We start from the raw sequence: 23,875 nt of genomic DNA, 5'->3' as shown, positions 1-23,875 counted from the left end.
GCTTCAAAAAAAACTAGCTTGGAAAAGTATCTTAGTCAACTTAACGACGCTCAATTAGAACCCACTGTTCAGATTAATGGACCAATGATTATCATTGCTGGTGCAGGTTCTGGTAAAACGCGTGTGCTTACGTATCGTATAGCTTATTTAATGAGTAAGGGTATTGATTCGTTTAATATTTTGGCATTGACCTTTACAAATAAAGCTGCCAAAGAGATGAAAGGCAGAATCGCTGATATTGTTGGAGATGAAGCAAAAAATCTTTGGATGGGTACGTTTCACTCAGTTTTTGCTAAAATTCTTCGTTTTGAAGGACATCACCTTGGTTATCCAAGTAATTTTACCATTTACGATACACAAGATTCTCAAAAATTAATGGGTTCCATTATTAGAGAAATGGGACTCGATAAAGATATTTATAAAACCAAGCAGGTTTATAGCCGTATTTCATCTTATAAAAATAGTTTGGTTACTGTAAAAGCATACTTTAAAAATCCAGAACTTATGGAAGCTGATGCTATGGCTAGGCGACCAAAAATGGGAGAGATTTATAAAGAATATGTAGATCGCTGTTTTAAAGCTGGAGCAATGGATTTTGATGATTTATTGCTGAGAACTAATGAGTTATTAACTCGTTTTCCAAATGTTTTAGCACAATATCAAGATAAATTTCGTTATATTTTGGTCGATGAGTATCAGGATACTAACCATTCGCAATATTTAATTGTACGCGCTTTAGCAGATCGTTTTCAAAATATATGTGTAGTAGGAGATGACGCGCAAAGTATATATGCATTCCGTGGTGCTAATATTAATAACATCTTGAATTTTCAAAAGGATTATGATGGTGTTAAAATGTACCGATTAGAGCAGAATTACCGCTCTACTAAAAATATTGTTGGTGCTGCAAACTCAGTTATTGAGCATAATAAAACTAAGATTGATAAAATAGTTTGGACAGCTAATGTTGAGGGAGAAAAAGTAATTGTGCATCGCGCAATGACAGATGCAGATGAAGGACGTTATGTGGCAAGTACCATTTGGGAAACCAAAATGAATAACCAACTGCCGCATAGTGAATTTGCTGTTTTGTATCGTACAAATGCGCAATCGAGAGCAATTGAAGATGCGTTGCGAAAACGAGATATTCCATATCGAATTTATGGTGGATTATCTTTTTACCAACGAAAAGAGATTAAAGATGTTACGGCTTATTTACGTCTTATTCTTAACTCGGCAGATGAAGAAGCATTGAAACGTGTGATTAATTATCCGGCAAGAGGTATTGGTCAAACAACAATTGACCGATTGATGGTGGCAGCCAATGCAACGGGTAAAACAATTTATGATCTCATTAAAGATATTGATTCGGTTTCTATTAATATTAATAGTGGAACCAAAAATAAATTAAGAGATTTTGTAACGCTTATTGAAAGTTACAAAGTGATGAATCAGACAGCAAATGCATTCGATTTATCAGAACATGTAACTAAAACCAGTGGCTTAATTAGAGAATTAAGTAAGGATGGTACACCTGAAGGCATTACCAAGATTGATAATGTTCAGGAACTACTAAACGGTATAAAGGATTTTGTTGAAGGACAAATGGAATTGGCAGATGCAGGAGATTCGTTAGCCGAATTTTTGGAAGATGTAGCTTTGGCAACTGATTTAGATGGAGATAAAGGAGATCCTGATCATGTTGCTTTAATGAGTATTCACATGGCAAAAGGCCTAGAGTTTGGACATGTGTTTATCGTTGGTATGGAAGAAGATTTATTTCCTAGTGCCATGAGCATGAATACGCGAAGCGAACTAGAAGAAGAACGACGTTTGTTTTATGTTGCTATTACTAGAGCAGAAAAACAAGCTTATTTAACTTATACATTATCTCGATATCGTTGGGGAAAATTGATAGATGCTGAACCTAGCCGATTTATTGAAGAAATAGACGATGAGTTTGTAAATATAGTTACACCTTTAAAAGAACAACGTTTTAATCCAATGTTAGATAAGTCTATATTTGGAGATATTGAACCAAATCGCATACGATTTGCAAAACCGAAAACTGCAAAAATGGCAAAGAAGAAAACAAAGACCAAGCCTGAAAACTTTGAAATCAGCGCACCAAAAAAGATGGTACCTTTAAGTGAAGCTGAAAGTGATATTGATTCTTTTGATAAGAAATTAGAAGTTGGAAGTAAGGTGAACCACCAACGTTTTGGTAGGGGAGAAGTCCTTAAAATTGAAGGTGTTGGTGCAGATGCTAAAGCTGAAATTAAATTTCAGAAAGGAGATGTGAAAAAGTTGTTATTACGCTTTGCTAAGCTTCAGATAATGAGAGAGTAGTTACTTTACCATACAAACTGAATTAATATTTCCTTTGCCATCATATTCTTTAACAGAATTTTTCGGATCTATTATCCACTGTCCATCTACAATAAATTTATAATGGTGTTTTCCGCCAGATAGTCTTTTATTGTAAATCCAACAGTCTTCAGATTTTATCATTTTGTAATCATTTTCAGACCAATTATTAAAATCACCACTTAATATTACTGTTTTTGCATCGTCAAAATCACATAAGCGAAATGTTACATTTTTTTGAACGTCTATAACAGAATTATAACCATCATATTCGTTTTCTACTTTTGAAGGGTTTTGAGGATCTTCAATCCAGACACCGTCTATAATAAATTTATATTCATAAATGTCTGGTTTTAGTTGTAGAGTTACTTTCCAACCATCTTCAATAGGTTTCATAATAAATCCTGTTTCATCCCAGCGATTAAAAGTGCCACTTAAAATAACATTTTTAGCATCTTTAAAACCTTTCAGTTTAAAGCTAACATTACCATAATCAGTAGCAAACGCACTATAAAGTTTAAGATTATAAACCATTAAAGAATGGCCGTTATAATCTTTAGCATCTACACTATTTTCAAATTCTCTCGTAGGTTCTGCCCAATGTTTGCTGTTTACTATAAATTTAAACTCCCAACCAAAATTTGAAGTAAATAATGATAAATCTTTTTTTAAATGGTAAATAGAATCATTAACCTTATTCATTGGCCATTGATCTAAAGCCCAATTATTAAATTCGCCAGACACATAAACGGCATCAATGTTTTCTCCATTGTTTTTTATATTAGGATAGTCATTGATATTAAAAATAAAAATAATCTCTTCTCCTTTGATATCATAACCCTTTGCTGTTTTACTTTGAGCATAGGTTTCAACGGAGAATATTAATGTTATAAAAAATAATATTAAATATTGTGGTTTTATTTTCAAGGCTTTATAATGGGAAACTTAATAAAATATAGTTTCTGTTTTTTATAATTAATAATTGTTCGTTGTTGAGCGAAAAATTCAAAGCCTAAAACACCATCGAGATTAGTATTAAAAGCACTATTCATTTTTTTTAAATTAGTAAGCACTGTCTTCATAGGGCCAAAATAGATTGAATCGTTCAACTTAACTCTATACAATTTTCCTGCCATAACTTGTGTTTTCTTACCGCTAGCACCAGTAAGACCTAATTCTTTACTAGGATAAAAGTAGTCTAAAATTTCTGAATCTAATTTTTTATTCAATTGATTGTATTCAGCTCCTGTATCTAGCCCAAATTTTACTTTATGGTTTTCAATTAAAGCATCTAATACTATTGTGTGATTTTTTAATTTAAAATTAATACTATCATGTATAGTTTCTGCGTATACTTTTTTAGATAAAAGCTCTCCATTTTTATCTGTTTTTGATAGGGTTATTTGATTTAAATGCATGTCTATAAAAATTTCGAAATCTTTTAAAACGTTATAACCAATAATTCCTAAGACTTCTATTTTTTTAATCTTTTCTATATGAGAAAGATCTATAACGTCAGCATTCAATTGCTCTAAATTAAGACTTTCTATACTTAACTTATCAAGCAACTTTTCTCGTACATTATCAATATTACCATGCACACCACTTGCTTGTTTGTTTTCTTGCCTAAATCTAGTCGTAGTTTTAAAATGAACACTATTTAAAATTAGAGTTTCCGAACCTGTATCAATAATAAAGTTACCTTCAATATTTAATAGTTCAACTTCTACAACAATAAGTTGATCAACAATTTTAAAAGGAATCCTTGTGGTTGATGCATTTACAATTTCTGCTTTAGTAAAAATAATAGGAGGCTTATAATCGGCAGCAAATAATTTTGCTGAAATAAGCAAGGCGATGAAGATGTTGATTGATTGATTCATACTTTATAGACTACAAGTACAATCAAAATGTTACATGTTTTTAGTTTTTTAACATTTTTTAATCATAAATTCTTTGCTCAATTATAAATGCGTTTCAATAAACAATTGTAGCTTTATGGTTGTATCTAGTAAATTTAAACCACTCCAACCATGTCCCTCAAGAGGATATAACGTAAATTCATGTATAACATTTAATTCTTCAAGTCTATCTCGCATTGCGGTACCTTGTGTTGTTGGAATTAAAGGATCTATAGCTCCATAAAATAATATGGTAGGTGGTGCTTCAGCTGTTACGTTGTGGTATGGGCTAACTTCTTCTAAATAATTGGTTGTTGGATTTATACCAAATGTATTTATAATCTCCTGAAAAAATACATTGTTTAAGTTATCTAAATATGCAGGATCTGTAAAATTAGTAGGTCCTACAACACTACAAACCATTTTTGTTTGGTTATCTGTGTCAAAAGCATAGCTCCATAATAATGATAAGTGAGCACCAGCACTAACACCAACAAAGCCTATATCATCAGAGATTGTATAATTAATTTTATTGTCTTTTAGGAAATTTACAACACTCGTTATATCATTAATTTGCATTGGATACGCTTGATTGTTTTCATCTGCTAAACGATAATTAATATTAACTACTGCATAATTTGGCATTTGGTCTTTTAGAAACGTCTTGTATGGATTCATATCTGTTTTGTCTCCAGATGTCCATCCTCCTCCATGAATTAAAATAATTGTTTTAGTTGCAGTGGTTCGGTTTGCAGGTAAGTATAAGTCGAAAACTTGGTCACTATCATCACCATAAGAAATGTTTAATGCCTCATATGCTTCAAGTGGATTTAAAACTTCAGTTTCATTAGTATCAGAACTATCAGAAGAACAAGAAATCAGTATTGAAACTGAAAATAATAGAATGAAGATTAATTTAAATTGTTTCATTTAATTGAAAATTGTATTTTTAATAAGACGTATTTATTGATAATTAATCATTGATTGAGATGATAAAATATAGAAGAGGCTCGTTTCATATTAAAAATTATGGTTACTTTGTATAACGTACGTGAAAGAGACTTATTATGGCCGAGTTTATTAAAATATATCCCGAAAACCCTAATCCTAAAGCCATTCAGAAAGTGGTTAAGGTACTAAAAAATGGTGGATTAATCATTTATCCAACCGATACAGTGTATGGTTTAGGTTGTGATATTACCAATATTAAAGCATTAGAGCGCATTGCTCAAATTAAAGGTGTAAAGCTAGAGAAATCTAATTTCTCATTTGTTTGTGAGGACTTAAGTAATTTAAGTGATTATGTAAAGCAAATAGATACTACAACTTTTAAAATCTTGAAACGTGCCTTACCTGGACCTTATACTTTTATTTTACCAGGATCTAAAAACTTACCAAATCCTTTCAAAAAACGTAAAACAGTTGGTATAAGAGTGCCAGATAATTCTATTGCTTTAGCATTAGTTGCTGCACTAGGTAATCCTATCGTTTCTACTTCTATTAGAGATGACGATGATGTATTAGAATACACTACAGACCCTGAATTAATTCTTGAAAAATGGGATAATTTAGTCGATTTGGTTATCGATGGAGGCTATGGTGATAATGAAGCATCTACCATTATTGATTTGTCCGAAGATGAGCCAGTAGTTGTGAGAAAGGGTAAAGGAAGCTTGGAGATTTTTTAATCTTTCAATCTAACAGGTTTCTTTACACTATAGAATAAAACCAACCCAATAATTCCTGTAACTAAAAATCCTATAAAAAGGGGTAATACAGATGTTTTTATAAAACTACCAATATAATTCGCAATAGGCACTGCCATTACGGTAGAAATAAATCCGTTAAGTGCAGATCCAATACCTGCAATATGTCCCATAGGTTGCATGGCTAATGCTCTATAATTCCCAAATAAGAAAGCAACACTAGCAAATTGAAGCATTAAAAAGAGAATTAATATTTCTATTGGAGGGTTTACACCAGACCAGAAAAGAATCACATAAATTAAGGAAATAACAACAAAAGCCAACAAGGCAATATTTACCAAATTCCACATGCCAAATCGCATTACAATAGCACTGTTTAAAAAAGTAGCCAAGCCAATTGTAACAGCTAAACTTGCAAAAATATAAGGAAAGTAGTCTCCCAAATCATACTGTACTTGAAAGATTTGTTGAGATGTACTTAAATATACCATAAAAGAACCTGTCACCAATCCTGAAAGTAGTGTATATATTACTGCAGATTTTATTCTAAAGAACGTTATTGTACCAGTTTTAAAGATGGATAAATGAAACGTTTTTTGATAGCTATTGTGTAGAGTTTCTGGTTGTCGTCTCCAAAACCAGATTATTATCATTGAACCAAACACTAGGTTTACCGTAAAAATAGATTGCCAACCAAAATGAATTAATAAAAACTGACCCAACATTGGTGCAATGACAGGTACTAAGATAAAAGTCATAGTGACAATAGATAATATCTTTGCCATATGATCTCCATTATAAGAATCCCTTACTATAGCAATGCTCATAGTTCTTGGTGAAGATAAACCTACTCCTTGTAACACACGGCCAAAAAGCATCACTTCAAAGTTTCTCGTAGTGATGCAAATTATAGAAGCAATTACAAAAACACCAAACCCAAAATAAACCATTGGTTTACGCCCAAAACTATCAGATAAGGGACCAAATATTAATTGTCCAAATCCGAGTCCTAAAAATATAGCAGTAATAAGCTTTTGGTTATCAGTCTCATTAACACTACTTAAGTAATCTCCAATTTTAGGTAATGCAGGTAAAACCGCGTCAATAGAAAGCGCAACTATAGACATTAATGCTGCCATTAATATTACAAATTCTAATTGCGATCTTTTTTCATTTTTCATGCCGCAAAAGTAAATTAAATATTGTCTATTTTTGGTGAGAAGTTACCCTAAAATGAGATATTAATATTTAATAAATACAAAGAATGCTAACCCAAACATTACTAGAGTTATTTACAAGAGATCTTAATCTTTTAACTGAAGAAATTAGACAATATAAGAATGAATCTAATTTATGGAAAACAGAAGGTTTAATAACTAACTCAGCAGGAGGTCTATGTCTTCATCTTATAGGAAATCTTAATCATTTTATTGGTGCAATTCTTGGAGGCACTGGCTATGTAAGGCAACGAGAATTAGAATTTACCTTAACAGATGTTCCTAAAATGGAATTGATTAAGCAAGTTGAAGATACTCTTGATGTAATAGACCGAACATTAAAAAAATTAACCGAAGCAGATTTACAAAAAGAATATGAGCTTCAGGTATTTAAAAAACCAATGAGTACGGAATACTTTTTAGTTCATTTGTCTACACATTTGTCTTATCATTTAGGGCAAATTAACTATCATAGACGACTTCTAGATTAAAATTAAATTTGAATTTATCGTATATCGGATTAAGAGAATTGTAAGCGTATCTTTGCACAAACACTGACTGTAAAATGCAACATTTAAAAGAGGCACCTAAACGATCTAAAACAGATAAGCCAAAAGTAACAATGAAATCGGCTTTTAAGACCATTATTTGGCCAAGACGAAAATTAGTGCTCTTAGGTTTATTTCTCATTATAATTCGTAGTTTGGCAGGTTTTGTTTTGCCATTAGAAAGCAAAGTGCTATTAGATGAGGTGGTTCCAAATAAAGATTACAATCAGCTCTATATCTTAATATCAATTGTTATTACTGCTATTCTAGTGCAAGCCATAACATCCTTCTTATTAACTAAAGTATTAAGTGTTCAAGCTCAATATTTAATTAGTGAACTCAGAGCTCAAGTACAAAGAAAAGTGTTATCTCTACCTATTAGTTTTTTTGATAACACAAAATCAGGAGCATTAGTATCTCGAATAATGACGGATGTTGAAGGTGTTAGGAATCTTATAGGTACAGGTTTAGTACAGTTAGTAGGAGGTTCGTTTACAGCTATTTTAACTTTGATTATTTTATTAAGGATGAATGTTTGGATGACACTTTTCACTTTTATTCCATTGTCTATTTTCGGAATTATTGCCTTAAAAGCCTTCAAGTATATTCGTCCAATTTTTAGAGCTAGAGGGAAAATTAATGCAGAAGTTACAGGTCGTTTAAACGAAACATTAGCTGGTGTTAGAGTGATAAAAGCATTTAATGCTGAAGAACAAGAGAATATAGTTTTCGAAAAAGGAGTAGAGAACATTTTTCAAAATGTTAAAAAAAGTTTGACAGCAACGGCTATAATGACAAGTTCTTCAACCTTTTTAATTGGTTTAGCAACAACAGGAATTATGGGAATTGGTGGACATTACATGATTCAAGGAGAAATTACACCTGGTGACTTTTTACAATTTACGTTTTTATTGGCATTTATGGTCGCTCCAATTGTGCAAATGAGTAACATTGGTAGCCAATTAACAGAGGCTTTAGCAGGCTTAGATCGTACTGAAGAATTAATGAGTCTAGCAGCTGAAGACGAACAGGAAGACCGCACCATAGAGCTAGAAACTATGAAAGGCGATATAAAATTTGATAATGTATCGTTTGCTTATGAAGAAGGAAAACCTGTCTTACATAATATAAATTTTGAAGTACCATCTGGAGCTGTAGTAGCATTGGTTGGCAGTTCTGGTTCTGGTAAATCAACAATTGCTGGTTTGTCAGCAACATTTTTAAATCCAGAATCTGGAAAAATTACTATAGATGGTGAAGATTTGTCTAAAGTGAAACTGAGTAGTTTTAGAAAAAACTTGGGAGTGGTATTACAAGATGAATTTTTATTTGAAGGCACCATAAGAGAAAACATTATGTTTCCTAGGCCTAACGCAACTGAAGCACAATTGTTAAACGCAGTAAAAGCAGCCTACGTAAATGAGTTTACAGATCGTTTTGATGATGGTTTAGAAACCTTAATAGGCGAACGTGGTGTGAAACTTTCAGGAGGACAAAGACAGCGTATAGCTATCGCTAGAGCGATTTTAGCAGATCCTAAGATTATTATCTTAGATGAAGCAACGTCTAATTTAGATACAGAAAGTGAAGGCTTAATTCAGAAAAGTTTATCAGAATTAACTAATGATAGAACGACTATAGTTATCGCTCACCGTTTAAGTACCATTAAAAAAGCAGATCAGATTTTAGTGATAGAAAACGGACGTATTGCAGAAAGAGGTACTCATGATGAGTTACTTGAAGCAAAAGGACGTTACTACGATTTATATACGTTTCAGGCTAAGATTTAAGTAATTATAGAAAATGGTTTGAATTCAAAATGATATACAAAGGGGGAAAATCTCAAAAGTTCCATTGTAAATTCAATCTATTGTATTCACGTATTTGTATTTGATTATTGTCAATAACTTATATAATATCAGTGATTTTGATTGTAAATAGATGCTAGATTTGATGTATATTAAGTAGCGATAAATCAAGTTATGAATAAATATATAGTACTATCATTTTTCCTATTGGGATTCTCAACTTTTGTGTGTTCTCAGAGTGTGTCAAATGACCAAATAAAAGACTTAATCACCACTTATAAAAATGATGTGCGTGGTCCTTATAAGGATATTCGATGGTTTTGTACAGACGGAAGTTTACGTCAACCAAAAGATCCATGTCCAGAAAATATTGGGCCAGGAGTTCAGCATGCACGCTATAAAGATGCTGTTGTTAACCTAGGCAAAACCAATCATATTTATTTAGGTCAGATATTAGCCTATACCGATGCCGCTGAGTTTTGGGATGTAAAGCATAATCATTCGCGTCTTAAACAATACCAATTAGATAAGTATTTAAGAACTATTGATAATGGATGGGTAAATCAAAAAGGACAATTTTATAGAGGCTCAATTCAGTCAGAAGATGAAGAGGCTTGGGGAATTGAATTCTACAAATGGTTATTAGCGGATGACACTCATATTAAACAAAACTATTTTTTAATTAGGCAGTCTTTAAAAGATATTCCGCATAGTGGTGATGATAATGTTGCACAATTAATGCGCAGTCAATCTAAGGTGATTTCTGATGTGATTCCTGAGTTTATGGATTTACGTGTTAAGATTCATAGTTTACCAGAAGCTTCAGATATTCAAAAAGTTAAAAACTTCAAGCAAACAAATACCTCTAAAATATCTACAGTAAATGGAAAGAAAATAGATGAATTAATTGCGACTATGACTCTGTTTTTTAAACCAGTGGATGTTTCAACACTGGTAAAACAGACTACTGCGCTTAAGAACACAGAGATTGGTTCAAAAATAAATGGCTTTATAAGTTCTAATTCTGATACTTCAGAGCCATCAAAGCTTATTGAAGAGTCATCACAATTACTTTATGATATTCGTGAAGCAGTAATTACTGAAACGAGTGGAGCAAAACGGTTACAGTTATTAGATGTGTCGCTTAAATTAGAAGAAATTGTTTTTAAGACTGCTCAAGATTGGGAAACTGGGACCGTTGGTGAGTTATTGAATAAAATATGCTATTTAGGCTTAGCAACTGCAGGTGCTGGTTATGTAGAATTATCAGAATGGCAAGAATTAGATTTAGGTGTTAAACCATCGGAAAATAAAACGATGACCTTAGATGAGTTAACCCAAGTGCTCGAAAATGCGAGGCGTCAAGTAGAGTGGAGCTCGTCTATGGTAAAAGCCAATTATCAGCATGTTGTAGATCAATATACCGCTTTTGAGCCCTTGGCTTATGGTTTTATTGATGATAAGATTAGAGGTTCGGTCGCTTTACACTTAGGAAAAGCTGTGAGCGATTTAGGAGATTTTATTGCAAAAGAATCATCGTTAACAAACAAAGTTTTAGATGTCCCAAATCAAAGTGGCTTTAGAGGTTTAAATCCTGGTTATGCTTTGGGTGAATTAGTTGTGGTTTCAGGATCACCTGAAGACATAGAAGTATCATCTAATAAAATATATATATTTCAGCGTTCACCTTCCGATTTAAAACCTATTGCAGGTATAGCCACAGTTTCTGAAGGGAATATGGTCTCACACGTGCAACTATTAGCTAGAAACTTAGGCATTCCGAATGCTGCATTATCAGATGATAATCTACAGAGTCTTTTAAAATATAATGGAGAGACGGTTTTCTATGCGGTTTCAAATAAAGGAAACATCATTATGAAGCTCGAAAAGGATATGACAGAAAGCGAGCGCGCATTATTTTTGAAAAAAGAACGAAAGGAAGGAAAAATTGCTGTGCCCATTGAAAAAATCAGATTAGATGAAACTCATATTCTAAATCTTAGAAGTGTTGATGCTAGTAATTCCGGACAATTATGCGGACCAAAAGCAGCCAATTTAGGACAGCTTAAAAAAATGTTTCCCGATAAAGTAGTTGAAGGTCTTGTGATTCCTTTCGGGATTTTTAAAAGTCATATGGATCAGCAAATGCCTGATCAGAATAAAACATATTGGGAATTCTTAAACGCAATGTTTGCTAAAGCAGAACAGATGTCACAAGATAATAGTGATGCTGAAATTGAAGCTTATCAATTATCGCAATTAGAAATCTTAAGAGTTGCCATAAAGAAAATGCCAATGAAACCTGAGTTTCTTTCAGAACTTGAAAAAGATTTTAAATCAATTTTAGGGAATGAAATGGGTGATGTACCTGTGTTTTTACGCAGTGATACTAATATGGAAGATTTAAAAGAATTTACAGGAGCCGGTTTAAACCTTACCTTATTTAACGTTGCAGATAAAAATAAAATTATTGAAGGTATCAAAGATGTTTGGGCCTCACCATATACCGAACGCAGTTTTAAATGGAGACAAAAATACCTTTTGAATCCTGAAAATGTATTTCCTTCTATTTTGGTAATTCCTAGTGTAGATGTCGATTATTCAGGTGTTTTAATTACCAAAGGTATCAGTAATAGTAACGATAATGATCTTACAGTAGCGTTTAGCAGAGGTGCAGGTGGAGCGGTTGATGGACAATCAGCAGAAACCTATCTGATTAAAAATGAAGGTGGCTTTCAGTTGTTAGCGCCTGCGAGAGAATCATATTTCAACAGGTTACCAATTACAGGAGGTATGGAAAAGCAAACTTCAACCTTCGATGATTTTGTTTTAAATATCCAAAACATAAATGAAATAAGAGATTTAGCGAAAACCATTAGAATTGCCATTCCTAAAGAAACCAATTCAGATTATGAAGGTGCGTATGATGTGGAGCTTGGTTTTAAGGATAATAAATTATGGTTGTTTCAAATACGTCCATTTGTAGAAAATAAAAATGCATTAAGTTCTGAGTATTTAGAATCTATTACTCCAAAAATTAATAAGTCGAAAGTAATTTTGCTTTCAAAAAATATAAATTAAAAGATGAAAAAATTAAGTCTCATCCTTGTTCTATTCGTTTTGTGTACGGCATTTACGACTTTAAATTATTACCCAATTGATGGTTATACACATACGGGAATAAAGCGCTTAAAACGACTAGAGTTAATTAAAAGTGGAGAACTTGTTGATGCTGCTAAATTACCAGCAGGAGCAATGAAGTCATATATGGATATTAACTTAAATTTCACATCTAAAAAAGCAGATAGTATAGGGTCTTTTCTGGTTGTAGATGAAGCTTTTCAAAAAGAAATAAGTAGTTTATTCAAAGGCTTAGATAAAAGTTATTCTATTGCGGTATTAGACATTTCTGATCCAGATAGTTTACGTTATGCCAAACGAAATGAAACTTCGGGTTATCAACCAGGCAGTGTAGGTAAATTAGCGGTATTAACCGGACTTTTTACACAGTTGGCTAAGATTTATCCAGATGATTTTGAAAAACGTTTAGACTTGCTGAGATCAAAATCTGTTAGAGCAGGAGTTTGGGGATTAACAGATGAGCATACCATTCCTATTTATAATATTGAAACTAAAAAACTAGTAAAGCGTCAGGTAATTGCTAGTGATGTATTTACACTTTTTGAATGGGCAGATCATATGCTATCGGTAAGTAATAATGGTGCCGCAAGTATTGTTTGGAGAGAAGTGTTATTAATGCAGATTTTTGGAGATAAGTACCCAGCATTAACACAAGACGAAGCGGATACTTATTTTAAAACTGCTAACAGAAGAGAGTTAACGGATTTAGGTAATGATGTGGTTAATTTACCATTAAGAGCGTTAGGCATTACTAAAGATGAATGGAGATTAGGAACCTTTTTTACAAGAGGAGCTAATACCTATGTTGGTAGCAAGGATGGAAGTATAGGTTCTCCTTTGGGATTAATGAAATTTTTAATAAAATTAGAACAAGGTAATATCGTTGATGAAGCGTCTAGTTTAGAAATGAAACGTTTAATGTATATGACAGACCGAAGAATTAGATACGCACAATCTCCAGCATTAAAAGATGCTGCTGTGTATTTTAAATCTGGAAGCCTTTATAAATGCGACCGAAGTAAAGGTGAAGCTTGTGGGAAATATATGGGTAACGTTACTAATTTTATGAATTCTGTTGTGATTGTAGAACATCCTGATAATTGTAAATACATGGTGACTTTAATGACCAATGTGTTGCGAAAAAATTCAGGTACAGATCATATGATGTTGGCATCTAGCATAGATAAAGTGATTACGAAGTAGTCGCGGATGCTCCTTTAAGTATCACTTTTATGTTTTTTTTAATTTTCGGATTGTTATCAGTAATTAAAATAAGTTCTAATAACGGATTGAATTTTGGGTCGTTAGATTTGTCAATGAGGTAGAGGACGGCAAGTTTTAGTTTTAAATCCTTTCTTTTTAATAATTCACTGTAGCATTCTATTTCGCTTAATACTTTTAGATTTAATTTTTTAAGATTTTCTTCAGATCGGATGCCTATTAAAATAGATTCAGCCACAGGAATCAATTCTTTTTTTAATTGATTGTCTAGAATGTTCTCCAAAAATTCAATGGCAAGTATACGTTGTTCTTCTTTTCCTTTTAGAATGGTATTTAAAATAGAATCCACATCATTGGGAGGATATTTTATCCCTAAAAATCTAAATATGCGCTGTAATTGTCGGTCTAGTCGCAGTTCTAATAAATTAATCAGACCTTTTCTTGCTTCATCGATGTCTTTTGATCCTTCTGTTTTATTTTTCGATTTATAACGAATCACAATTTGAGAATGAATTACAGCAAGCGTATTTTGGTATAAATGACATTCGTCCAAAATTTTATCTACTATAAATTGATCCTTAATCTGTAGGTTGTTATGTTTCCATTTAAGACGCCTTAAGGCCTCAATAGCTTCAATCTTAATAGTGTGTTCGGTGTCGCCGGTTAATTTTATTAACGTATTGATAGCTTTTTGAGAAGCGAAATTTTCAATGACTAAAATGGCATAATGCGCATCTTCTAATTCGATGGTTTCAGATTTAATTTTTTCGGCAAGAATATCAATAATGGGTTCACCATAAAAGGTTAACGCTTCAATGGCACTTTTTCGAGTTTCTTTCCCAGAAAGAAAAGAAATTATAGTATCTAGAAATTGTATATCTAAGGTTTTTGAAGCACTTAGAATCGCCATATTTAAGATTTCTAAATGATCTGATTTTAACTGAGTTTTTAAGATGTCATAATACCGTTCCACTTTAGCATTACCGATAGCTTCAAGAATTGCCAATATTTTGTGATTCTTATCATCCTGAGAAGTTAATTCAGAATACTGGGTTAAAGCTGTTTTTATTTTGTCTTCTAAACTAAAGCGATGCTGTAATAATTGGTTGTTTCTTAATTCTAATGACAGTCCGACTAATGCAGCATTGGCAATAGTCTTATCGTCGCTATAAAGGTACTTATTAAATAATTCTTCGGTGTTTTTGTTATAATGTTTTAGTAAATATCTGAAGGCAACTGTTGTGACCTGTTGATCCGTATCGTGAATAATGGTTTCTATTTGAGAACTTAGATTTTCAGTTCTTAAAAAGTATAAATTGTCAATAACCAATGCACGTATTTTTGGAGACGGATTGTTAAGTTGACTTTTAATCGCAGTGAAAAAACGTTCATCTTTTACTTCAAGTGTTTTTTGAAGCATGTGCAAAACTTGGTTGCCATTACCTTCCTTTAAAACCCGAATAACAGTATCAATAATAGAGGTGACCTTAATATCTTTTTTAGTTGTTTTTTCTTTTTTCTCAGGTGAAATTTCTAGCAACTTTTTAAATGAAATGATGTACTCTTTTCTAAGATGATATATAAAATACAACCAAATTGTAATTAAAACGATAATGATTAAGCTTATATAAGTTGACGCTATCTCTAGCCCATTAATAAAAAAGATAAGAATAAATCCAGCTAAACCTGTTGCAATACTATCAACCACAACATCTGTAAACGTTTTTGTTTTCTTTTTTATGTCGATAGGAATAGGGATGGACAGTAATTCCGTAGCTGCTTTATTAACCGATTGTTTCAAACTGCCATCCACAACTTTAATAAAAACAATGACCCAAAGTTGGGGAATAATCAATAACAAAATAGAGCCTATTAAAATACCTGAAGGTAACCAAAGTAGAGATTTTCCAACACCAAAAGTTCCAACGATTCTTTGAGTTAAAAACAACTGAATTAATAAGGAAATTACACTTAATGTAGAAAACCAAAATCCAAAAAAGGAAGTTAATTCTTCTTGATTTTCTATGAGGCGAGATGCATAATCACTGTATTGATAATCAACTAATTTTGCTATTAAAACACTGATTCCGATGACGATAGCAATCAATTTTAATAGTTTCGATTGCTTAATGAGTTTAAAAGGAGAATCTGTTTTAGGATCAGACCTCAAAGCCACTTGAAACGTATTCAGCTTAACGACTTCGTTTTTCCAGATATAGCGCGTTATGGGAATACAGATAGCGAGTAATGCACCAGCTACAAATAATAAATCTTCTGTATTCAAAAAATTGGTCAATATTGATGTTAAATAACCACCAAAAATCCCTCCGGCTATAGCACCTGCTCCAATGAAACCAAAAACGCGTTTTGCTTCTCTTGCGTTGTAAACCAGATTAGCAAGGATCCAAAACTGTGATGCCGTTAATAAACCAAAAATAGCAACCCAAACATAGGGTATGTATAATAATGGATCAACAGCAATATTAAAATTTAGTGCGATCGAGAATAGAATTAGGGAAATAACTGAACCAATTAAAGTACGATCAATGATAATATTTAAAGGATATTTTTCTAAGGCTTTATTATAAAAATAGGAGCCAATAACGGCCATTACTGCTGTTAATATATAACCTAATGGAAGTGCATCTGCCGTTAATTCGGATAAGAATAGGGAGTTAATTGTAGGCTTTACAATTAAAAGTGTCGTTATAATAATAAATATATTCAACTGTAGAAGAAGTGTTTTAGGTAACTCTTCTTCTTTTAAATCAAATACTTTGAGTATATATTTTTTTGAAATTTGTATTACAGACATTTAATTGGGCCATTATTAAAGCATATCGCTAATTTAGTCATTAGCGACTACGCATTGTTCTGTTTTAAGGATTTTTCAGTAGGCTTTGTTTAACTCCAATTTATGTGTTCACCTAATTTGCTGTTTTTCTACAGAATGTTAATGCTTAAATTACTTAAATCAACAAGCCCAGCGGACATTTTTTTTGACCCATTAATATCCGTCATTTCGTATTCTTTAAAAATTCACTTTGATAGTCTTTTTAAAAGTAGAACCAACTAAAAATTTTATAACAACAGATTGGAGTAGAGCATCATATTTTCTGTTGCTTATTTAATGAACGTGCTTTTTTCATTGCTTTTTCTAAAGGCTGTACTAAATTTCTAATAATGGTCTCTCCAGAATTATCATCTATCAATGCCACAATAATATAACGTCTCTTAGGTCCCCAAACTAATGCCGAATCTGAATGGTAGCTTTTCCAAGATCCAGATTTTCTATACACATCAGCTTTAGGTGCAATTTTATCTAAAGTGTTTACAAATTTGTGATGTAACGCAGGATTTTTCATAATCTCTAGCATCTCTTTAGAGCGAGCGTCAGTGACTAAATTCCCTGTTATCATTTGGTAATAAAAATTACATACTTGTTTTGTCGTGGCTGCATGGCTTAGTTGCTTTAATGGTTCCCTATTAGTGTCTCCACCACCTCCATAACGTTTGCCAACCCAAAGTCCACCACCTGTTTCTTCGTCGTAAAGTTCATTCTCTGGGGATCTTAAAACCTCTTCGATTTTCGCATAACCAACACGATCAATCATACGAGTTGTGGCTTGATTATTAGATTTACTAATCATCAGTTTCATATCGTCTTGGATTTCCTGAGAATCTTCTAATTCCCCTTTTTCAATGGCATCCATGGCAGCTAATAATACAGCAATCTTTGGCAAGCTTGCTGCATACATCATATTCTCGTCATTGATGCCAGCGTACTTAATGCTATTTAAATCTGTTAAATCTACAATACCAATAGCCATAGATTTATTAGCTACTAAATTTTTCCAAGTTTTGTTTTTATTGATTTCTTTTTCTAATAACGATTGTAACTGAATGTTTCTAAGGTCGTCTATTTTTGTTATAGAATCTTTAACTTCAATAGGTAATTGAATGTTTATGTTTTCTTGTGTAACCTGAGTTGTATTAGAAAACAATTGCTCTCTAGAAGTTTGAGATTCACAACTAAAAGCTAAAACAAGGGAAATAAGTACAACTATGTTTTTCATGAGTTTTATTAGTTTATAAATTCAATAATATACGTGCAAGGTACATACAATGGATGTCACTAGATACTCGTCTAAATCATAAATATTTCACAATATTTTAAGCGTCTTATCGGTTTTAATTCTTTGTTTTTTAGTGTTTTAAGTTGTGAGTTTTTAGAGCTAAGTTACAATGGGATATTTCCGTGTTTTCGGTTAGGTTTAACAATGTCCTTGTTCTCTAACATGCTAAATGCTTTTATTAATTTACGTCTTGTGTTTTGTGGAAGAATTACATCATCTACAAAACCACGTTCGGCAGCACTATAAGGATTAGCGAAAAGTTCAGCATATTCAGCTTCTTTTTCTTTCCACTTCGCTTCTTTGTCGTCAGCTTTAGAAATTTCACGTTTAAAAATAATTTCAGCAGCACCTTTGGCTCCCATAACTGCAATTTCAGCGTTTGGCCAAGCAAAGTTCATATCTGCACCAATGTGTTTAGAATTCATTACATCATAAGCACCACCATAGGCTTTACGTGTAATTACTGTAATTCTTGGCACTGTAGCTTCACTAAAAGCGTAGAGCAGTTTAGCTCCGTTTACAATGATACCATTCCATTCTTGATCAGTTCCTGGTAAAAAACCTGGAACGTCTTCTAATACTAAAAGCGGAATATTGAAACAATCACAAAAACGCACAAAACGCGCTGCTTTCTTAGAACTATTCACATCTAAAACTCCTGCTAAAAACATTGGCTGATTTGCAACAATACCAATACTTTTACCTCCTAATCTAGCAAAACCTACTATAATATTTTCCGCATAGTCTTTGTGGATTTCATAGAAGGAACCTTCATCAATAATACCCTCAATAATCTTATGCATATCATAAGGTTTATTTGGGTTTTCAGGGACAATAGTTTCTAAAGATTCTCTCACTTCTTCTTTAAGCTCAAATGGGAAATCTATTGGTTTTTCCTTATTACTTTGTGGTAAATAACTCAATAGTTTTTTAATATCTTCTAAACACTCTACATCGTTAGTTGATGTTATATGAGCGACACCAGATTTTGAAGAATGCACACTTGCACCACCCAATTCTTCACTCGTTACTTCTTCATTAGTCACAGTTTTTACCACATTAGGACCTGTAACAAACATATAACTTGTGTCTTGAACCATCATGGTAAAATCTGTCATTGCAGGTGAATACACAGCACCACCAGCACAAGGTCCCATGATAGCAGAAATCTGAGGAATGACTCCAGAAGCTTGAACATTTTTATAAAAGATATCTGCATAACCACCTAGAGAACGCACTCCTTCTTGAATACGAGCTCCACCAGAATCGTTAAGACCAATTAATGGTGCACCAACATTAACAGCCATATCCATAATTTTACAGATTTTTTCAGCATGAGTTTCAGATAATGAACCACCAAAAACAGTAAAATCTTGTGCAAAAACATATATTAATCGGCCATTTACGGTGCCATAACCTGTAACTACACCATCTCCATAAAATTGTTGGTCAGCCATTCCAAAATCTTTAGTTCTATGGGTTACTAAAGCTCCAATTTCTTCAAACGAACCTTCATCTAAAAGATATATTACACGTTCGCGCGCTGTTAGTTTTTTCTTTTGGTGTTGTTTATCTATTCGTGCTTGTCCACCTCCAAGTTTTGCTAGAGCTAGTTTATCGTTTAAAATTTTTATTTTGTCGTTCATGCTTATTTTTTTGATCCAAAACTATTAAGGATGAGGTTTTTATATGGTTTTGGTGATGTTTTAATTCAAATAATTTTATTAGGCTTAATTCATTGTTAGCTAATGGTTAACAACGACTAATTAGATACTCTTAAAATTTTCTGTGCCTTTAAAAAGTGCTTTAATGCAATTTTTGAAGCGATTTCTGCTTCTAATAAGTGCTGTTCTTTTAATAAGTTAAATGAGTAGTAGTTTTTTACAAAATGGGTATCAAAAACACCACTTCTAAATGCATCGTGCTCGCAAACAAAGCGACCAAAAGGCAAAGTGCTATGTACACCTTCTATTTGATAATTATTTATTGCTGTAATCATTAGTGCAATTGCTTCTTCTCGAGTGCTTCCGTAAGTAATGAGTTTAGATAGCATTGGATCGTAATAAATAGGAATATCCATACCTTCTTCATAACCATTATCTACTCTTATATTCTCTCCTTCAGGAAGTTTATAAACCTTTAAGTTTCCAACACTTGGTAAAAAGTCATTCATAGGATCTTCAGCATAAACACGAAGTTCTAAAGCATGACCATTAATTTTTAAATCTTCTTGTTTAATATTTAGTTTTTCACCTCTAGCAACTTTAATTTGAAGTTCTACTAAATCGACTCCAGAAATCCACTCGGAAACAGGATGCTCTACTTGAAGTCTAGTATTCATTTCTAAGAAATAGAAATTGAAGTTTTCGTCTAAAAGGAATTCCACAGTTCCGGCTCCAACATAGTCACATGAGCGTGCTACATTTATAGCAGCTTGTCCCATTTTTTCTCTTAACTCTGGCGTTAATGCTGCAGAAGGTGCTTCTTCAACTATTTTTTGATGACGACGTTGTATAGAACATTCGCGCTCAAAAAGATGAATAATATGACCATGTGTGTCTGCCATAACTTGAATTTCGATATGTCGTGGTGAAGCCACATATTTTTCAATAAATACAGAGCCATCACCAAATGAAGACGTTGCTTCACTGATAGCTCTATTCATTTGCGATTCAAATTCCGCTTCGTTTTCAACAATACGCATACCTTTTCCACCACCTCCAGCTGAAGCTTTAATAAGGATAGGAAATCCTATTGTTTTTGCGATTTTTTTGGCTTCAGGAATATCGGTAATAGCCTCATCTGTTCCAGGTACCATAGGAATGTTATAATCCTTTATGGTTTCTTTAGCGGCTAATTTATTACCCATTAGTTTGATCGCTTTAGAACGTGGTCCGATAAAAATGATATCATTGTCTTCGCACAATTCTGCAAAATCAGCATTTTCACTTAAAAAACCATAACCAGGATGAATGGCATCAACATGAAGTGATTTTGAAACTTCTATTATTTTATCGCCTCTTAAATACGACTCGTTTGATGGAGCAGGACCAATACAAACGGCTTGGTCTGCATATTTTACGTGTGGAGCGTTACGGTCTGCTTCAGAGAACACAGCAACTGTTTTGATGCCCATTTTCTTAGCCGTTTTCATAACTCTTATGGCAATTTCTCCTCTATTTGCTACTAGTAATTTTTTCATCTTTATGTTCCGTGAAAACGGAAGATCTATTTAATTATACTTACTTTTTAAATACACATTGAAGCACTCAGTGTGATATTAAGAAAGACGCTTATTTAGCTTTCAAATTCAATTAAAAGTGAATTTTTATCTACAGTTTCACCATATTTTACATGAATGGATTTTATAATTCCTTCTCGAGGTGAATGCATTACATTTTCCATTTTCATGGCTTCAAGAATTAATAATGTATCATTTTCTTTAACTTCATCGCCAACTTTTACGCTAACTTCTAATATTAAACCTGGCATAGGAGCTTTAATATCATTGACTTGTTTTAGAGCACCAATTTCAAAACCTAAAGCTTCAATTTGTTGATCTATAGTGTCATTAATAGTAACATCGTAGGTATTGTTATTCACTTTAATAGAATAGGTTTTCTTATTAAAGTCGGTTTGTAATATTTCAGCTTTTACTGAAGTATTATCTTGAAGAATATGATAGTGATTCGCTGATGTTTCAACAACATCTAGTGTCTCCATGCTTTCTTTAGTAACTTCGAAAGTATGAGTAGCATTGACTTTTATTTTATACATAAAATTGAGTTTATTACGTGATTAGCAGATAAAAGCTAATTCAACTGCAAAATATGAAATTATTAAGTTTTATTTTATGAATTTTATAAAGATTTGAAGTTTGAATCTTCTTGATGGCGTTTAATGGCTTTTCGAGATAATAAAATTCCAATGATTAAAGAAATAAATGCACCAATTGAAATACCAGGAATAAAGTTAATGAATAAGAAGAAGTCATACGCTCCATGAAATATGGTTGCTAATAATAAACCTGTTAGATTAAGCACTAATCTATTATTAGAGAATTTTGCCTTTCCCATGTAATATCCCATTAAAACTCCAAAGGTAGCGTGCGCAGGAACAGCGGTAAAAGCTCTTAAAAGCGCAGTTTCATAACCTCCATCTATAACATACATGATGTTTTCTGTACAAGCAAATCCCATAGACACCATAACGGCATAAATAATACCATCATAAGGTTCGTTAAATGCTTTTTTGGGTTGGGCATAATATTTTACAATAACGTATTTACTGAATTCTTCTGATAATGCGACAACGATAAACGCTTGGATGAATTGTTCCCAAACACTGAATTTATCTGTAATTGGAATTAATCTTCCTGTAAAAAAAAATAATACAAAGACTATAATTATACTAACAATGGCTCCAAAGAGAAAACTTGAAATTAATAAGCGATGTGGTTCTTTTTCGTGCTTGTCTTGCACATAAATATATAATAGAATGGCAAATACAGGTGCGATTGCTAATAAGAGTAGATTCATAAATCAAAAATAATTAAAAAAGAGACAAGAGTTGTTTTCTGATTTTAGAGTCTAAAAAAATATAGACTATGTTAGTGATAAAGTGACTTGTTAAAACGGCAATAGCAGCTCCGGTAACGTGCCAAATAGGGATGAGTAGATAACATAGAATAACGTTTGCAATACAGCCTAAAATAAATCGGTATACGTTTTTTTGTAGATCGTTTGTATTGATAAGGTGTTTTTCGTAAATCATTCCTATAAACACAAAAAGAGGTGCCCAACAGAAAATTAATAAAGGGATTTTGGCTTCAGCAAAGCTTTCTGTAAAATAGGTACTTAAAATGACATTTCCGAAGAGTGTATATAGTATACCAATAAGTATAGCCAAAGCACACATAATTTTTAGAAGCCTTTTTATTTTTTTGATATAAAGCTGCTTGTTGTTTTGATATGATTCGGCTAAAGAAGGGTAGAGTGCGTTGATAATAGAAAATCCGATATTCCAACTCAAAGCTATGACTAAAAACTGGACTGTAGCAAAGATACCATTGGCATGATCTCCTAAAAAATATTTTAAAAATAGCTCATCTATTGTAATATAAAACATAATTAAGCTGTTGGAAATTATTAAAGGAAACGACATTTTTAATAACGATTTTCCTAAAGGCCATGAAAAGGTCCATTGTTGAAATGAAAGTTGCTTTTTATACTTTAAAATGAGCGTGTAAATTAAGCCTTGAATTAAAAAATCGAGGACAATAAGTTTGGCAAAATAATAGACATCAAATTGATGTTTAACGCCATAATATTGTAAAGTCGTTATAATGATTAAACTTGTTATTTTACTCAGGAATATAATTTTTGTCTGTTTTTTGGCCAATAAATAATATTCAAAAACATCGGTAAGCTTAAAAAGATAACTGATAGTTATGATGTAATACAATCCCTTTAAAGGGCTACTTTCTGAGATATTAAAATAGATAAGTATTCCTATTAAAATAACAATCCAGCTTATGAGGCGAAGGTAAAAAGCAGCAGCTAATATTTGTTGGCTTCGTTTGGGATGAAATACAATTTCTCTGATACAGATGCTAGATAAGCCTAAAAAAAACAAAGGAGTCAGCATGCCTAAAACCGATTCCACAAATTTGAGTTTTCCTATATCTACAGTACCTAAGAGGCTAAAAATTTGAGGAACAATTAAGACACCTGTAATAAGTTGTATCAGTTTTTCTAAAGTAAACCATTTGGTCGCAATAAAATCTTTTTTACTAAAAACCGATGTCATGTAGTATATTTAGGTGTTCAAA

Annotated in this window: 17 protein-coding genes; 6 read left to right on the top strand and 11 right to left on the bottom strand. The window is 32.5% G+C overall.

The genetic code is table 11. The features are described from left to right. Positions 1-18: 18 nt before the first annotated feature. A complete protein-coding gene (locus DFQ10_RS11305) occupies positions 19-2,349 on the top strand; it encodes an ATP-dependent helicase (protein ID WP_115817540.1) in 2,331 nt (776 codons plus the stop codon). On the opposite strand, the gene DFQ10_RS11300 is transcribed toward DFQ10_RS11305, so the two are convergent. From DFQ10_RS11300 to DFQ10_RS11290, 3 genes are all read right to left on the bottom strand, one after another. Next, a complete protein-coding gene (locus DFQ10_RS11300; RefSeq protein ID WP_115817539.1) occupies positions 2,350-3,294 on the bottom strand; it encodes a hypothetical protein in 945 nt (314 codons plus the stop codon). It lies immediately after the preceding gene. Beyond that, positions 3,291-4,250 (bottom strand): aspartyl protease family protein, encoded by a 960-nt coding sequence (locus tag DFQ10_RS11295; protein WP_115817538.1) that lies wholly within the window; start codon positions 4,248-4,250, stop codon positions 3,291-3,293. Before DFQ10_RS11295 ends, DFQ10_RS11300 begins: the two co-directional genes overlap by 4 nt. 81 nt (positions 4,251-4,331) lie before the next feature. Beyond that, positions 4,332-5,198 carry an alpha/beta hydrolase gene (locus DFQ10_RS11290; protein ID WP_115817537.1) on the bottom strand — a complete coding sequence of 289 codons (867 nt, stop codon included), beginning with the start codon at positions 5,196-5,198 and terminating at the stop codon, positions 4,332-4,334. 137 nt (positions 5,199-5,335) lie between these two features. On the opposite strand from DFQ10_RS11290, the gene DFQ10_RS11285 reads away from it, so the two are divergent. Then, complete coding sequence (locus DFQ10_RS11285; RefSeq protein WP_115817536.1) at positions 5,336-5,956, top strand: L-threonylcarbamoyladenylate synthase; 621 nt, start codon at positions 5,336-5,338, stop codon at positions 5,954-5,956. Here DFQ10_RS11285 and DFQ10_RS11280 read toward each other — a convergent pair. Further along, on the bottom strand, positions 5,953-7,155 hold the full coding sequence (locus DFQ10_RS11280) for a multidrug effflux MFS transporter (RefSeq protein WP_115817535.1): 1,203 nt from the start codon (positions 7,153-7,155) through the stop codon (positions 5,953-5,955). The genes DFQ10_RS11285 and DFQ10_RS11280 overlap by 4 nt on opposite strands. 83 nt (positions 7,156-7,238) lie before the next feature. On the opposite strand from DFQ10_RS11280, the gene DFQ10_RS11275 reads away from it, so the two are divergent. The 4 genes from DFQ10_RS11275 to DFQ10_RS11260 all read left to right on the top strand — a co-directional run bounded on the left by DFQ10_RS11275 (position 7,239) and on the right by DFQ10_RS11260 (position 13,891). After that, entirely contained in the window at positions 7,239-7,682 is a 444-nt protein-coding gene (locus DFQ10_RS11275) for a DinB family protein (RefSeq protein WP_115817534.1), read from the top strand. 74 nt (positions 7,683-7,756) lie between these two features. After that, entirely contained in the window at positions 7,757-9,529 is a 1,773-nt protein-coding gene (locus tag DFQ10_RS11270) for an ABC transporter ATP-binding protein (RefSeq protein ID WP_115817533.1), read from the top strand. A 192-nt stretch (positions 9,530-9,721) separates the two neighbouring features. Beyond that, entirely contained in the window at positions 9,722-12,628 is a 2,907-nt protein-coding gene (locus tag DFQ10_RS11265) for a PEP/pyruvate-binding domain-containing protein (protein WP_115817532.1), read from the top strand. Between the two features lie 3 nt (positions 12,629-12,631). Then, the gene (locus DFQ10_RS11260; protein WP_115817531.1) at positions 12,632-13,891 is read left to right on the top strand and encodes a serine hydrolase; all 1,260 of its coding nucleotides are present in this window, start codon (positions 12,632-12,634) and stop codon (positions 13,889-13,891) included. On the opposite strand, the gene DFQ10_RS11255 is transcribed toward DFQ10_RS11260, so the two are convergent. The 7 genes from DFQ10_RS11255 to DFQ10_RS11225 form a co-directional block, all read right to left on the bottom strand. After that, positions 13,881-16,724: an Npt1/Npt2 family nucleotide transporter gene (locus DFQ10_RS11255; RefSeq protein ID WP_115817530.1), complete on the bottom strand. Its 2,844-nt coding sequence runs from the start codon at positions 16,722-16,724 to the stop codon at positions 13,881-13,883. The two genes, DFQ10_RS11260 and DFQ10_RS11255, sit on opposite strands and share 11 nt — an antisense overlap. 292 nt (positions 16,725-17,016) lie before the next feature. Then, positions 17,017-17,985 carry a serine hydrolase gene (locus DFQ10_RS11250; protein WP_115817529.1) on the bottom strand — a complete coding sequence of 323 codons (969 nt, stop codon included), beginning with the start codon at positions 17,983-17,985 and terminating at the stop codon, positions 17,017-17,019. A gap of 164 nt (positions 17,986-18,149) precedes the next feature. After that, positions 18,150-19,691: an acyl-CoA carboxylase subunit beta gene (locus tag DFQ10_RS11245; protein ID WP_115817528.1), complete on the bottom strand. Its 1,542-nt coding sequence runs from the start codon at positions 19,689-19,691 to the stop codon at positions 18,150-18,152. A 116-nt stretch (positions 19,692-19,807) separates the two neighbouring features. Beyond that, on the bottom strand, positions 19,808-21,247 hold the full coding sequence (gene accC / locus DFQ10_RS11240) for an acetyl-CoA carboxylase biotin carboxylase subunit (protein WP_115817527.1): 1,440 nt from the start codon (positions 21,245-21,247) through the stop codon (positions 19,808-19,810). Between the two features lie 95 nt (positions 21,248-21,342). Continuing rightward, on the bottom strand, positions 21,343-21,822 hold the full coding sequence (locus DFQ10_RS11235) for an acetyl-CoA carboxylase biotin carboxyl carrier protein subunit (protein WP_115817526.1): 480 nt from the start codon (positions 21,820-21,822) through the stop codon (positions 21,343-21,345). An 83-nt stretch (positions 21,823-21,905) separates the two neighbouring features. Continuing rightward, positions 21,906-22,583 (bottom strand): PrsW family intramembrane metalloprotease, encoded by a 678-nt coding sequence (locus DFQ10_RS11230; protein ID WP_115817525.1) that lies wholly within the window; start codon positions 22,581-22,583, stop codon positions 21,906-21,908. Between the two features lie 13 nt (positions 22,584-22,596). After that, on the bottom strand, positions 22,597-23,853 hold the full coding sequence (locus DFQ10_RS11225) for a flippase (protein WP_115817524.1): 1,257 nt from the start codon (positions 23,851-23,853) through the stop codon (positions 22,597-22,599). Positions 23,854-23,875 lie beyond the last annotated feature (22 nt).

Source organism: Winogradskyella eximia (assembly GCF_003386165.1).
GTDB classification, from domain to species: Bacteria; Bacteroidota; Bacteroidia; order Flavobacteriales; family Flavobacteriaceae; genus Winogradskyella; species Winogradskyella eximia.
Note: the sequence above shows the minus strand (reverse complement) of the source record. Positions and strands in the feature narration are given on the sequence as shown.